Here is a 13,898-nt window from a genome sequence, read left to right on the forward strand (position 1 = left end):
AAAACTCTGTCCATTATATCAATCCGCCCGACCTTATGGCCGGGCGGATTTTTTATTGTTCAGTGTGTATTCGCTGAAGGTATGTAAGGCGTCGTCAGATTTTCAAACTTCTCGGGATTGGCTTCCACCGGAATGCCGCCAATGTCCTTGGGATGACGTAGTCCGTCATATTGGAAGACATCGAAGGACTGGAGCTGGTCTTTTGGCGGAATTTGGGCCGTGCTCCAGCCTCCACCGACAGATCTGATCAGTTCCACTACCGATTTTTCATATTTCACATGCACTTGCACCTTGGACATCAGTGCATCAAGCTTTGCTTCCTGGGCGATGATCGCATCCAGATAGTTGGATAGACCACCCGTATACAGCGTCATGGTGATCACCTGCATCTGTGAAGCTGTCTTGACAGCTTCTGCCAGCTTGACGACTTCCTGTTTGTAGAGGGTCGTTTTGGAAAGTCCGTCTTCCACTTCCTTGAATGCAGACAGCACCTTGGAGCGGTAAGCATCCCGTGTTTCGCGATAGACGGACCATGAGTTTTGCAATTCGGCCCGTCGCAGCCCGCCTTCAAAAATCGGGATGTTCACGGCTGCACCATAGGACCACATGCTGTTCTGGAGCGTTCCAAGATTGAAACCGCTGGCATCAAAGCCACCATTCGCTGCCAGGGATACATCCGGATAGAATGCAGCCCTCGCCACACCGATCATACGATTGGCTTCAGCCATTTTGCGTTCCGAGGAAGCAATGTCCGGGCGACGTTGCAACAGCAGAGAGGGCACGCTGACCGGCACATCCACATTTGGAAAGTCAAAGTGGTCTTTCGCTGGAATGTGGAACGTGCTGGGTGAGGCGTTGGTCAGAATTGCGATTGCATGTTCAACCACTTGCCGCTCTGCACGAATATCAAGTTCCTGAGCCTGCGTGACATACAGACGGTTTTTGGCACGGATCAGATCCAGTGGCGGCGCTGCCTGATTGCTGACCTGGGCACCCGTAATTTCAATCGCTTTATTATAATAGGCGATTGCCTGACGCAGAATTTCCTCCTGCGCATCCAGTCCGCGCAGCATAATGTATTCGGATGCCAGTTCGGCCTCCATGCTCAGCCTTGCCGCGGCATAGTCGGCGGCACGCTGTTGCACGAAATTTTCCGTGGCACGAATACGGTTACGGATTCTGGACCAAAAGTCAGGTTCCCATGATGCGACCGCGCCATAGAACGTGTCGCTCTGGTTGAGTGGGCTGCCCGGTGCATAGAACAGGCTGTCAGCCGACTGCCTGTTATTTGAGGCTCCGGCCTGAATCCCGACATGCGGCAGAAGCTCTGACCGCACCTTCATGATCATCGAGCGTGCCTGCAGGAATCGTTCGGCCGCTGCCTGCAGATCGGCGTTGTTGACGACGGCGCGCTCCTCCAGATCATTCAGGGTTGGATCCTGGAACAGGACCCACCATTTCTGTGGAATTTGCGTGTCGGCAGGTTTTGCTTCCTTGAATGGACCTTGTCCGTGCCAGGAAGCCGGAACGATGAAATTCGGCACTTTATAGTCCGGTGCGAGATTGCAGCCCGCGACGATACCGGAACAAATAAGGGCGCTACTTGCCTTCAGAAGGGACCGAAGTCCCTTCTGCAATATCTGGAGAGAGGGCATCATTCTTCGGAAACCTCCTCATCCGCCGGGGAGTTATTGCCCTCATATCCGTTCATCGGCTTGGTGATCCGGACAGTCTGTCCTTCCAGCAGGTCGGAGGGAGGATTTTTGATCAGCACATCATCTTCTTTCACGCCTTCGGTCACGGTCGTCGATGTATCAGCCATCGTTCCGACCTTGATGTCTTTGAAATGGACGTGATTGTTCTTGTCGATCACCGCAACCTGTAGTCCGGGCTCCTGGAAGACCAGGGTCGCCGTTGGAATCTCGAAGCTCTTGTAAGGCACGGGAGCCGTAAAATGCACAGAGGCGAAAGTGCCCGGCCACAGGGCATGATCAGGATTATCCAGTACGAATTCTGTAATCGCCGTTCTGGTATCGGAGTTGAAGCTGCGGGCGATTGTCAGGAAATCAGCCTTATATACCTTGCCCGGATCCTGAGGCAGGGTGATGTTCGCTGTCATGCCGGGTTGAAGAATGGTGGCAAAGTTCTGAGGCACGGAGACGAACAGACGCATCTTGTGCATGTCTGAGACTGTGAACATCTGTGTCGCTTCGTCTTCCTCGCCGTGTTCACCGGTGCCGGAGCGGACGTAGTCGCCGACATTGATGTTACGAGCTGTCACAACGCCATCAAACGGAGCAACGATGGTCTTGAACCGTTCCAGTGCTTCATACTTGGCAACAGTATGGGCTGCTGCCTGCATTTCCGCGTAACCGGATTGCAGATTGGCATCAGCAACCGAGACGGACTGGCCGGAGACAGCATTGGCCTTCTTCATGTTATGCCAGCGTTCTGCACTGATCTTGGCCAGATTGTATTTGGCCACCTTGGCTTCGTAGTCAGCTTTCGCCTGATTATACTCTGCATCCAGCATGGGTGTATTGATTTCGGCCAGCACATCGCCTGCTTTGACGACTGCGCCATAATCCTTGTACCACATTTTCACATAACCAGTGGCCTGAGGATAAATCTTGGCCTGATACCACGCGTCCAGAGTGCCGGGCAGCGTCAGCTTGTGCTGGTTGGAGGCCAGTTTCGGCTTCACCACCGTCACATCGGGGATGGCGTTGTAGTCGGTCTCATCCTTCAGGGATGAGACCTTGGTCAGTTGTTCCTTGAACAGGGTGAACGCATAGACACCAAGCGCACAGCCGCCAAGCAGGACAATAACGTAGGGGAGTCTTATTTTCATTATGCCGCTCCTTTGGAAGCAGAACGCCGGCCATAAATAATTGCGTAAACACAGGGGACGAACACGAGGGTGGAAATCGTGGCCATGATCAGGCCACCGATCACGGCTTTACCCAATGGCGCATTTTCCGAGTTGCTGGTGGCCATCGGGATCATGCCCACGATCATAGCGCTGGCCGTCATGATCACCGGACGGATACGCCCGTAGCCCGCTTCGAGGGCAGCCGTAAGCGCTTTGCCGTGTATTTCCATCCTTTCACGAGCATAGGACACCACCAGAATGGAGTTGGCGGTGGCTGTGCCCATGCACATGATCGCACCTGTCAGGGCAGGCACCGAGATATTGGTTTTAGTCAGGAACAGGCTCCAGGCAATCCCGGCAAGCGCGCCTGGCAAGGCGGTGATGATGATGAACGGATCCATCCAGGACTGGAAATTCACCACGATCAGCAGATAGATCACCGCAACTGAGACGAATAGACCACCGATCAGCTGGGCATAGGCTTGGCGCATTGTGGGGGCCTGACCCTGTATCTGCACAATGGCGCCACGGGGCAGTGTGCTGGCATTTTCATTAACGATTTTGTCGACATTTTTCAGAACCGTGCCAAGGTCGATCCCTTCTGTAGAAACATAGATGTCGAAGCTCGGCATAGAGTTGTAGCGGGTCACTTCTCCAGGTGTGCCGATCGGGCCGACATGGCTGACGCCACCCAGAAGCTGGATTTTGGAATGAGGGTTGTTTGCGGATCCGCCAACCGGAACAGTCAGCAGATTGTTGAAGTGAGTGAGCTGCGGCTGTGGAACATAGGTGTTGAGGGTGAAGGTGACACCCCAATGCGGATCGAACCAATATTGAGGATCGACCGTCGAGCTGCCGGACAGTGTCATCAGTTCACTGTCGGCAAGATCGCCAGCGGTGATATCCGTCTCGCTGCCGAAGGTTCGGTCATTCCGGACGAAGAGCGTAGGATTCCGCATGGTCTGCTGCAGAACCACGTCTGATGCGCCTGGAATGCGACGGAGCTTGTTCACGAGCATCCGTGCGTACTCATAGCTCTTTGCCAGTTCCGGTCCCTGCACCTTAAGGTCGATCGGAGACGGAGAACCGAAGTTAAGGATTTTTGCCGTCAGTTCGGCAGGCTGGAAGGTAAAGACTGTGCCGGGGAAACTGGCAGACAGTTCCTTACGCAGGAGTCTGCGATAATCCCAGACCGGAGATTCAGGATTGTTCAGCATGACTGTGAAGTCACAATCCTGAGTGCCGATGGTTGGGGTCGGAATAAAGGCCTGGTTGTGCGGTGCTTCAGCCATACCACAGTTGGCGACGGCATCGGCAACCTGGCCAGGCAGCAATTCATGCATCCGGTCGATAACCAGTGCTGCGATACGGCCTGCGACCTCGATACGTGTGCCGAGCGGTGCACGCATATGCATCTGCAACTGACCGGCTTTTACTTCCGGAAAGAAATCCCGGCCCATAATTCCGAACAGTCCGAGCGAGGCGACAGAAAACGCCAGCATGGAGAGAACGACCGTTCCCCGTCGCCTGATGGCGACTTCCAGAAATCGTCCATATCCTTCCCGGAAGGCGCTGAACCCTCTCTCGAAGCCTTTCTGGAAGCGGGTAAAGAAGCCCGGCGGTTTGGGCGGATGGGCATGACCATGGCCTTCCTCGTGGCCGTGACCTTCCTGATGTCCATGCCCGGCCAGCAGATACTTTGCCATGGTCGGCACCAGTGTGCGGGACAGGATGAACGAGGCCGCCATGGCCAGAATGATGGCTTCAGCCATCGGCATGAACAGCCAGCCTGCCACGCCGCTGAGGGCGAACAGGGGCAGCCAGACGATGCAGATACAGGTGGTGGAGACGAAGGTCGGGATTACGATCTGGTTGGCGGCATCGACAATGGCTGTTTCCAGATCTTTTCCCATTTCAAGATGGGTATCGATATTTTCGATCATCACGGTGGCGTCGTCCACCAGGATGCCGACAGCCAGCGCCAGACCGCCGAGTGTCATCACGTTGATGGTCTGACCAAGCCAGCCAAGCCCGATCAGGGAGCAGAGAATAGCCAGCGGAATCGATGTCGCGATGATGACCGTGGGACGCCATGAGCCAAGGAACATGATGACCACGAAGCCGGTGAGTGCTGCTGCGGTCGTCATTTCCCGCAACACGTCCGTGATCGCGCCTTTCACGAAACCGGCGGCGTCGCTGAACACGCTGATATGGCTGCTGGCGGGAATAACTTTTTCCAGACGTGGAAGAAGATTACGCACGCCGCTGATCACGTCCAGGGTTGAGGCTTCACCGCTTTTCATGACAACCAGCAGAACTGCCTGCCGTCCATGCACCAGGACGAGGTTGGTCTGTGGATGGCCGCCGCGGTACACTTCGCCGAGATCGTGAATATAAACGACCGCGTTGCCGACACGTTTAACCGGAATATTGGCGATTTCCTCGACCGTTCTGGGGGTGGCGTTCGTCTGCACCATCCAGTCTGTCGGGCCTATTTTCTGGTCACCCGCCGGACGCACGACGTTCTGGGTATCCAGAACCTTCTGCACGTCCATGGCCGAGATATGGTGCGCCTGCAACTGTTCCTGATTCAGGCTGATCATGACGAAACTGTCCATACCACCGTAGGGGTGGGGGACGATCGCGCCCGGAACGGTTACCAGCATGGGGCGGATACGGATCTGCGCCAGTTTGAACAGATCCGAAGGAGTCATATTGTCGGATGTCAGCTTCAGCGTGATCACTGGAACCGAGGAGGCTTCCAGCTTCATGATCATCGGCGCTGGCGTATGTTCCGGCAGCTGTATCAGCACGGTCTGGGAAATAGCGACCACGTCTGCTTCAGCAGAGCCGATTTCAGTGCCGGGCTGGAAGAAAATATTAACAACCGCGCGACCGTAGTAGGAATCGGACTGCATATGTTCGATTCCCTCGACGGTCGAGGTAACGCCCTGTTCGAAATTGTAGATAATTCGACCGGCGACTTCATCAGGGAGCAAGCCCCCATACGTCCATACGACGGCGATAACCGGAATGCGGATGGTCGGAAATACGTCTGTTGGTGTTTTGAGGATGGACAGAATACCAAAGAAAACAATGGCAATCGACAAAACAACGAAAGTGTATGGTCGTCTAAGAGCAACAAGAACGAGTGCGTTCATTCGTCTAATCCCGGCGGTCGTTCATATTGGGAAACTTTCCTCACGTGTAGTCGGTCAGTTGCCTTTATGCCGAAATACGTTCGGCTGCACCTGTTTTGCTCTCGTGAAATTTTTTATCCTGAGAGCCAACGGGCTGATAATCCCGGAGAGAAGTCAAGGTAGGCAGATGACAAGGCATTAATAGTTGAAGGCGGTGCATGTTATTTTCCTTAGCTCGCAGGGACTTCTGCATAAAAGTAATCAAATGAGTAACTAAAATCGTGTTTAAGATTGCCTTCGCAAGCAATGACCGAAATTTATTTTTACTGTCATTGTAATTTAGGACCGTTTGTTTTTTATTATGAATAAATACCTAGGAAAGGATAATTTGTTTACTTGAATATCAGATGCGGTATTGACAGGCTTCTATAGAATCATCGAAGCGATATCAGAACGATTATCGTCTTAATGCAAGTCTTTTACAGATCGAATGGTCGGAGGGGCGCATTGATCGGGGGGAAGCGGGCGACGCTGCAGCAGGGCGCGTCGGCCTTCAGCCCATTGCCATAACAGCAGGGCGGGAATACCGATGGCCAGATCACGTCCGCGCTTGATCAGTGATACGGCAAGGGCGGCTTCTCCGCCGAGGCCGAAGAGGCCGCCCAGAAAGATCAGGCCGCCTTCCTGCACGCCAATTGCGTTCGGGATCATGAAGGCAAGGCTTCGTATGCCATAGAGCAGGCTGTCGATGGCAATGGCGCTGGTAACGGGCAGGTCAATGCCGAGCAGGCGGATGGTCAGCCATGTTTCCAGCCCGCTGATGATCCAGCACAGGAGATGCAGCGCTCCGGCCAGCAACAGGCGGGAAGGTGTTGCATAAATCTGGCGGATATCATCCTGCACCACGGCGGAGCGGGCCAGTGCCTGCCCCAGCAGATGGCGGGAGAGGGATGCCCCGATCCGGTCGGTGCCCTTCAATCCTCTGGCTTGCAGAATAATGAACAGGGACACCAGTACGCCCATGCCCGATACGGCGTAGAGCAGGGGTGTGACCAGCCCGCTATCGGGGCGGATCCATGACAGCAGGGTGAGGCCGATCAGGGTGTAGATCAACTGTGCCACCAGTTCCGTCGTAACGTCGACGACGGTGGATGCCGCGGCAAAAGCCCCGGGAATGCCGGCCAGCGTTGCTGCCCGTCCGCCCAGCACGTAGCCGCCCAGCTGTGACAGGGGCAGGGTTTCGGCGGCTGAATCGCGGATCAGGCGCCCCCATGCGAACTGCCATGGCCGCCCTTTGTTCCGCCCCAGCAGGCACCATGCAAGGCCCATCAGACCGATCAGGATCAGATGATAAAGGACGATGATGCCGAAGCCTTCCCAGCCGATGGCAGTCAGGCTGTGCCAGACCGCCCCTGCATTCTGCTCCAGGACCAGCAGGGTGACGATGGCAAGCCCTGCCAGCAGGCCGAGAAGGACGGGGGTGTTCATGGCGGTCCGGCTAAGCCGCTGCTTTCTGCTTTGGTTTGCGTATGAAGCGGCAGGCCAGCCGGGTCAGGGCTGGCATGGTGGTGGGGCGGCGCAGGCGTTGGTCATAACCGGCAAAGCGGCGGTCATTTTCGGACAGGCACAGCTCCATCAGCTCCCGCACACTGACATCGACGTCACTGACGGCTTTGGTGCCGGTGACGGTGAAATTATTATCCTGTGCTTTGGCGGCTTTTCCGTCGCCATCCATGCCGCGCGCCAGTCCGATCCGTTCCCAGCCCAGGAACACCCACACGGCAGCCACCTGCATTTCAAACCAGATCCGGCGCCAGATGGGCAGGTTACGGCGATGTGCCGCCAGCCAGTTGGCGAACAGCAGGATATGTCTGCATTCCTCCTGCATGACAGGCTCGAATGTATCGACCAGCTCGGGCGGGAAGAAGCCGGATCGCTGCGCGACCGCGAACAGGCCGAACGCGAAGAAGCTGTCGATGCATTCACTGAAACCCGTGACCAGATAAGCCCACTCCGTATGTTTCGGCGGAGGGTAGGGCGGCTCCGGCTCCAGCACGATACCGTATGCCTGCACCAGGTTGGACAGCACTACCTTGTGCCGCCCTTCCTCCCATCCGTTCAGGGCGATGGCTTCCCGCCAGGCCGGATCGCGGAGGCTCTCGGCATAGGATGCCATGCGGATGCGCGCCTTGCCTTCTGTCTGAACGGCGATGTCCCAGATCGGCAGGCTGGTCAGCCGGTCCCGTTCCTCATCGCTCAGCTTCGGCCAGTCGATGATGGTTGGTTTGTAGGGGTTGAAGGTCTCCAGAAACATGCGCAGCGTCGCCTGTTTGTGGGCTTCAGAGCCAGGGGTGAGCTTGCCCTTGAAAGGGCTGACCCAATGCCGGGCCGCCTGATCGGCAGCCGCGATGATCCCGGCATCGTCTGCGCCGCTGCTGGCAAGCTTAAGACCGCTGGGCGGAGGAGAAAGTTCGGAAAGGGACATGCGGGCGAGAGACTCCTGACGCCGGACGTTATCCGCGGATGAGGATGGTGGGAATAGCAGGCTCCCGTCACTGGCGTATGATGCACCTGAGGCTCTGACTATTAACAGGAGTGCGGCAGGGAGGCCAAATCCATGCCGCCGCTCTATCGGGAAGAGGGCATGGGAAGACATCCCCGTCCGCCAGGGCCAATGCGGGCAACTGTCTCCAGAAGGCTGGCAGCCACCTTTATGTCAGCATATCATGATAATGATTCTTAGAAAGGTGAATTACCTGCGGACGTATGTCAAACCTGTTCTGGTACATGTGACAGGCTTATGTCATATGCGCAGAATGCATTGACCCGAGACTGTCATCTGAAAGGGACACAGCTTATTACCTGTCTGCTGACCGCTCGGTCAGAGCGATGGAGTACCAACGCATTCCTTGGATGACAGAGCGCATCGCGCTGATGGCCATTCTGTCGGCCTGATGTGGTCATGCCAGGTATTGAAGGGGGACAAATCGGTGGGATGGGGCAGGCTCTGGGGCGGCCGAAGCTATGATCTGGGCAAAATGACCTTGCCCGAATTATGGATCGCCTATTTAACCTATCCGGCGATACAGCTTTACTTTGCCCTGATGGCAGGCTGTGCGCTGCTGGCGGCTATCTTTTATCAGGGCGCGGGCGGCGTATTGCTGGGTGTGCTGGCTGCGATCCTGATCTATCCCTTTGTCTGGTACGGCATTCACCGCTTTATCCTGCATGGTCGTTGGCTCTATCGCATGCGCTGGACAGCCCGGCTCTGGAAGCGGGTGCATTTCGATCATCATCAGGATCCGCATCGGCTGGAGGTGCTGTTTGGTGATCCCCTGAATACCATTCCGACCATGGCAGTGATCACGGTACCGGTCGGCGCATGGTTGGGCGGTATGGCAGGCGCTGTCTCGGCCTTGGGTGGGGCGCTGATGATGACATGCGTCTATGAGTTCTTTCATTGCATCCAGCATCTGAACTACAAGCCGAAATCACGTATTCTCCAGTATATGAAGCGTGTACATCTGCTGCATCATTTCCATGATGAAAGCGGCAATTACGGCATCATCACCTTTCTGCCGGATATTCTGGCGGGCACTTATTACCGGGATACCCGGGCTCGGCCACGCAGTCCGCATGTGTTCAATCTGGGTTATGATATAGAGGAGGCACGCCGCTATCCATGGGTGATGCAGGCCACGGGGGCTCCCCCGCGTGACCGTCCTCTGCCTGCATCGGCGCTGGCGAAGCGGGTATGATCTCCCCTTTCATCAATCCGGTTTCAGACATTGAGGTCATCCCTGTGCGCAGCAAAGCGGACAGGGAGCGTTTCATAGCGTTTCCCGACCGGCTGGCGGTTGCGGATCCCTGTTATATTGCCCCCCTCCGGATTGATCAGAGAATGTTGCTGTCGCAGTCCCGGAACCCGTATTTCCGCCATGCAGAGGCTGCGTTCTGGCTGGCCAGGCGCGATGGACGTGATGTGGGGCGTATCAGTGCGCAACATGACTCGCTGGAGCAAAACGGGGCCGGGCATTTCGGCATGCTGGCGGCCGAAGATGATGCAGCCGTTTTTGCAGCCCTGCTCAGGACGGTGGAGGCATGGCACCGGGAACGGGGCGTGCGGGAGGTACTGGGGCCGTTCAATCTGTCGATCAATGAAACGGCAGGTGTTCTGATTGATGGCTTTGATACGCCGCCCATGCTGATGATGGGCCATGACCAGCCTTATACGGGATCACGGCTGGAAGAACAGGGCTATGAGAAGGCCCAGGATCTGCTGGCTTATCTCTATGACACGGAAGCGCCTTTGCCGGCTTTTGTCGGCAGGATGCTGAACCGGCCTTTGCCACAGGGCTTGTCGATCCGACACCTCGACTGGTCGCGTTACAGGGAGGAAGTGGCCTCGATCACGGCGATCTTCAATGATGCATGGTCGGATAACTGGGGGTTCGTGCCACTGACCGAGAATGAGACCGATGCCATGGCGCAGCAACTCAAACTGCTGCTGCATGATAAAATGATCTGGTTTGCAGAATATGAAGGCAAACCAATTGCTTTTATCGTGGCTCTTCCGAATCTGAACGAGGCCATCCGTGATCTTCACGGAAAACTATGGCCTTTTGGTCTTGTCAGATTGCTGTGGCGTCTGAAAATACGCGGTGTCAAAACCGCTCGTGTGCCTTTGATGGGTGTCAGGCGCAGCTTCAATCATGGGTTGCTGGGCAGTCTGGTCCCTTTTCTGCTGGTTGATGCGGTGCGCCGGGAAAGCGCGAAACTGGGAATGTGTTCGGTTGAGCTTTCATGGGTTCTGGAAAATAATGATCCCATGCGGCGTATGAACGAGGCACTGGGCGGCAGTATCTACAAGACCTACCGTGTCTATCGAAAATCGCTTGTGGAGGAGTGAGCGGACAATGTCGCATGTCAGCAGGTTGATTTTGGAAATTCTGCCGCCGACAACTTAAAAATATTTTTAGGCCACGATGCTTTCCACCACGATAAATCCGGTCATAGGATGGAAGTATTGTTGCCGTCTTGGTTGCCTAAAATTCTGCAAGCCGGGTGGACATATCAACTTCTCCTATACTTGCAGCCGTGAACAGGGAATTTATGATTATGTCTGAAAAATCCATCCGCATTGCGGTCGCAGGTATAGGCAATTGTGCCAGTGCCCTGATTCAGGGGCTGCATTATTATACGCCGGAGCGCTGTGATCAGGGTGTTGCCGGGTTGATGCATACCGAGATCGGCGGTTTTCGTCCCTGTGATATACGGGTCGTTGCGGCGTTCGATGTTGATGCGCGCAAGGTTGGGCAGGATGTCAGCCGGGCGATTTTTGCCAAGCCAAACTGTACTACCATTTTCCAGGCAGACATTCCTGATAGCGGCGTGATCGTGCAGATGGGACAGGTGCTGGATGGAATCTCCGACCACATGGCGCATTATGCGGATGACAGGACGTTCCTGCGCGCGGATGTCCCTGAACTGAGCAAGGCCGAGATCGTCGCGGAACTGCGTCGCAGCGAGGCAGAGGTCCTGCTCAACTATATGCCGGTAGGGTCGGAGCAGGCGGCACGGTTCTATGCCGAATGCGCGCTGGAGGCCGGGATCGGCTTCATCAACAACATGCCGGTTTTCATAGCCTCTGACCCCGTTTTTGCGGCGCGTTTCAAGGCTGCCAACCTGCCCATCATCGGCGATGACATAAAATCCCAGCTGGGGGCCACGATTTCCCATCGTGTGTTGACCGATCTGTTTGCAAAGCGCGGGGTCAAGCTGCTGAGGACGTATCAGCTCAATACCGGCGGCAATACCGACTTCCTGAATATGAAAAATCAGGATCGTCTGGTCTCGAAGAAGAAATCGAAAACCGAAGCTGTGCAGGCCGTGGCCAAGAAGCGTATGGATGATACCGATATCCATGTGGGCCCGAGCGATTATGTGCCCTGGCAGAATGACAACAAGGTCTGCTTCATCCGCATGGAGGGGCATCTGTTCGGTGACGTGCCGATGAATCTGGAAATGCGTCTGTCGGTCGAGGATTCTCCCAACTCGGCCGGTGTGGTGATCGATATGATCCGCTGTTGCAAGCTGGCGCTGGATGCCGGAGTGGGCGGCGTTCTGGAAGGGCCGAGCGCCTATTTCTGCAAACATCCGCCTGTGCAGTTCACCGATGACGAAGCGTTCCAGGCGACCGAGCAGTTCATTCTGGATCATGCAGGGCTCAAGGCAAAGGTGAAGGTCTCTGTCGTCGCATGAAATGCCTGATTGTTGCGGCCGGTCAGGGTGTCAGGCTGCGCGCGAAGGGGGCGCTGAAACCGCTTATCCCCCTTCGTGGAGTTCCGCTGATTGAATCTGTGATGACCCGCGCCATGCAGGCTGGCGTCGATGAATTTTTCGTCGTTAGCGGCTATCGTGGGGATGAGCTGAGGGCGTTCCTCAACAGCTATGCAGCACGGGAAACCGTTCGTGTCACGCATGTGATCAATCGTCAGTGGGATCGGGCCAATGGTTATTCCGTGACCATGGCCCGGCAGTTTCTGGATGATCGGTTTCTGCTGGTGATGTGCGATCATCTGGTGGACCCGGATCTGATCCGTGCCCTGATCGCGCATGGCACGCCGGAGGATACGGTGACGCTGGCGGTCGATTACAATCTGGACAGCCCGCTGAACGATCCCGACGATGTGACGAGGGTTCAGGTCAAGGATGGCCGCATCCTCCATATCGGCAAGGTGATCCGTACATATAATGCCTACGATACGGGTGTTTTCCTGTGTACGCCTGCCATGTTCGCTGCGCTGGAAGAAAGTCAGGCGGCCGGGGATGACAGTATTTCCGGGGCGATGAACGTTCTGGCCGGCTGGGGCCAGGCGCATGTCTTTGATATAGGCGACCGCGTCTGGGTGGATGTCGATGACCCGCTGGCTTTTGGAAAGGCCGAGCAGTTGCTGGCGGAGGGGCGGCTCTGAACGCCATTCCACCCCCCTCGACCTATGCGCGCCCACAGGCTGAGCCAGTTCGCCGGACGACCGAGATCGAGGAAGCTACCAATCGCTGGATCGTGCATCCTCTTGCGGCAAAGCTGGTGCCGATCTGTGCGCGTCTGGGCATCCATCCGAATGCTGTTTCGCTTAGCGGCATGATCTGCGGTGTGGCTGCCGGTTTTGCCTATGCGCAGTATCCGCGCCTGCCTTTTATCATCTTTGGTTTTTTGCTGATGGTGGCATGGCATGTGCTGGATGGAGCAGATGGTCAGCTTGCCCGCCTGACCTCAAAGCAGTCCGAGCTTGGCAAATTACTGGATGGTATCTGCGATTATATCACTTTTATCGCGGTTTATATTGGACTCGGCTTTTCTCTGACGCCGCTTCATGGTGGCTGGATATGGGGGCTGATTGCGCTGGCGGGCATCGCGCATGCGGTGCAGGCGGCCTCGTATGAGGCACAGCGACAGGATTATGAGGCGTGGGGCAAAGGCTTGATTCATAAACGCTTTACTGTGTCTGCGTCAGGCGGAGGCTGGTTATATGCAGCCTATCTGCGTCTGCAATGGATGGTGGCGGGGGATATAGTGGCACTGGATCGGGTCATGGCGGATGCCATGATGCATGATCCCGCGCAGAGTTCGTTTTTACAGGCCCGCTATCAGGAGATTTTTGCAGCGCCTGTACGCCGCTGGGGGGTGATGTCGGCCAACTGGCGGACGATCAGCCTGTTTATATTCTGTTTGATCGGCCTGCCAGCGGGTTATTTTCTGATGGAGATCATTGGCTTCAGCATGGTCTGTGCGATGCTGCTGCGTGCCCAGCGGCGTCGTCGCGCCGCGTTTGTGGATATGATCCGTTCTGCCAGCCTGCCAGCCTGACAGGCTCCGCCACCCT

General features: G+C 56.0%; 10 protein-coding genes. 5 read left to right on the top strand and 5 right to left on the bottom strand.

Going from position 1 to position 13,898, the window contains the following annotated elements; all coding sequences use genetic code 11:
* Nucleotides 1-59 precede the first annotated feature (59 nt).
* From GbCGDNIH8_RS01145 to GbCGDNIH8_RS01165, 5 genes are all read right to left on the bottom strand, one after another.
* Nucleotides 60-1,658 carry an efflux transporter outer membrane subunit gene (locus tag GbCGDNIH8_RS01145; RefSeq protein WP_172822871.1) on the bottom strand — a complete coding sequence of 533 codons (1,599 nt, stop codon included), beginning with the start codon at nucleotides 1,656-1,658 and terminating at the stop codon, nucleotides 60-62.
* Complete coding sequence (locus tag GbCGDNIH8_RS01150; protein ID WP_072571787.1) at nucleotides 1,655-2,851, bottom strand: efflux RND transporter periplasmic adaptor subunit; 1,197 nt, start codon at nucleotides 2,849-2,851, stop codon at nucleotides 1,655-1,657. The genes GbCGDNIH8_RS01145 and GbCGDNIH8_RS01150 overlap by 4 nt, the downstream gene beginning before the upstream one ends.
* A complete protein-coding gene (locus GbCGDNIH8_RS01155; protein WP_072571788.1) occupies nucleotides 2,851-6,033 on the bottom strand; it encodes an efflux RND transporter permease subunit in 3,183 nt (1,060 codons plus the stop codon). The genes GbCGDNIH8_RS01150 and GbCGDNIH8_RS01155 overlap by 1 nt, the downstream gene beginning before the upstream one ends.
* 444 nt (nucleotides 6,034-6,477) lie before the next feature.
* Complete coding sequence (locus GbCGDNIH8_RS01160) at nucleotides 6,478-7,500, bottom strand: lysylphosphatidylglycerol synthase domain-containing protein (RefSeq protein WP_072571789.1); 1,023 nt, start codon at nucleotides 7,498-7,500, stop codon at nucleotides 6,478-6,480.
* A 10-nt stretch (nucleotides 7,501-7,510) separates the two neighbouring features.
* A complete protein-coding gene (locus GbCGDNIH8_RS01165) occupies nucleotides 7,511-8,497 on the bottom strand; it encodes a hypothetical protein (RefSeq protein ID WP_072571790.1) in 987 nt (328 codons plus the stop codon).
* 553 nt (nucleotides 8,498-9,050) lie between these two features.
* Here GbCGDNIH8_RS01165 and GbCGDNIH8_RS01170 point away from each other — a divergent pair.
* From GbCGDNIH8_RS01170 to GbCGDNIH8_RS01190, 5 genes are all read left to right on the top strand, one after another.
* The gene (locus GbCGDNIH8_RS01170) at nucleotides 9,051-9,770 is read left to right on the top strand and encodes a sterol desaturase family protein (protein ID WP_253736066.1); all 720 of its coding nucleotides are present in this window, start codon (nucleotides 9,051-9,053) and stop codon (nucleotides 9,768-9,770) included.
* Entirely contained in the window at nucleotides 9,767-10,921 is a 1,155-nt protein-coding gene (locus GbCGDNIH8_RS01175) for a dATP pyrophosphohydrolase (RefSeq protein ID WP_072571792.1), read from the top strand. The genes GbCGDNIH8_RS01170 and GbCGDNIH8_RS01175 overlap by 4 nt, the downstream gene beginning before the upstream one ends.
* 209 nt (nucleotides 10,922-11,130) lie before the next feature.
* Nucleotides 11,131-12,273, top strand: a complete 1,143-nt coding sequence (locus GbCGDNIH8_RS01180) for an inositol-3-phosphate synthase (protein ID WP_253736067.1) — start codon at nucleotides 11,131-11,133, stop codon at nucleotides 12,271-12,273.
* On the top strand, nucleotides 12,270-12,986 hold the full coding sequence (locus GbCGDNIH8_RS01185; protein ID WP_072571794.1) for a phosphocholine cytidylyltransferase family protein: 717 nt from the start codon (nucleotides 12,270-12,272) through the stop codon (nucleotides 12,984-12,986). Before GbCGDNIH8_RS01180 ends, GbCGDNIH8_RS01185 begins: the two co-directional genes overlap by 4 nt.
* Before the next feature lie 92 nt (nucleotides 12,987-13,078).
* Complete coding sequence (locus GbCGDNIH8_RS01190) at nucleotides 13,079-13,882, top strand: CDP-alcohol phosphatidyltransferase family protein (protein WP_253736068.1); 804 nt, start codon at nucleotides 13,079-13,081, stop codon at nucleotides 13,880-13,882.
* Nucleotides 13,883-13,898: the final 16 nt, after the last annotated feature.

This window comes from Granulibacter bethesdensis, assembly GCF_001889545.1.
Lineage (GTDB): Bacteria > Pseudomonadota > Alphaproteobacteria > Acetobacterales > Acetobacteraceae > Granulibacter > Granulibacter bethesdensis_B.

Coding starts and splice junctions, on each gene's coding strand:
- GbCGDNIH8_RS01185 (WP_072571794.1), top strand. CDS start 12,270: ATGAAATGCCTGATTGTTGCGGCCGGTCAGGGTGTCAGGCTGCGCGCG.
- GbCGDNIH8_RS01170 (WP_253736066.1), top strand. CDS start 9,051: ATGACCTTGCCCGAATTATGGATCGCCTATTTAACCTATCCGGCGATA.
- GbCGDNIH8_RS01160 (WP_072571789.1), bottom strand. CDS start 7,500: ATGAACACCCCCGTCCTTCTCGGCCTGCTGGCAGGGCTTGCCATCGTC.
- GbCGDNIH8_RS01145 (WP_172822871.1), bottom strand. CDS start 1,658: ATGATGCCCTCTCTCCAGATATTGCAGAAGGGACTTCGGTCCCTTCTG.
- GbCGDNIH8_RS01150 (WP_072571787.1), bottom strand. CDS start 2,851: ATGAAAATAAGACTCCCCTACGTTATTGTCCTGCTTGGCGGCTGTGCG.
- GbCGDNIH8_RS01165 (WP_072571790.1), bottom strand. CDS start 8,497: ATGTCCCTTTCCGAACTTTCTCCTCCGCCCAGCGGTCTTAAGCTTGCC.
- GbCGDNIH8_RS01180 (WP_253736067.1), top strand. CDS start 11,131: ATGTCTGAAAAATCCATCCGCATTGCGGTCGCAGGTATAGGCAATTGT.
- GbCGDNIH8_RS01155 (WP_072571788.1), bottom strand. CDS start 6,033: ATGAACGCACTCGTTCTTGTTGCTCTTAGACGACCATACACTTTCGTT.
- GbCGDNIH8_RS01175 (WP_072571792.1), top strand. CDS start 9,767: ATGATCTCCCCTTTCATCAATCCGGTTTCAGACATTGAGGTCATCCCT.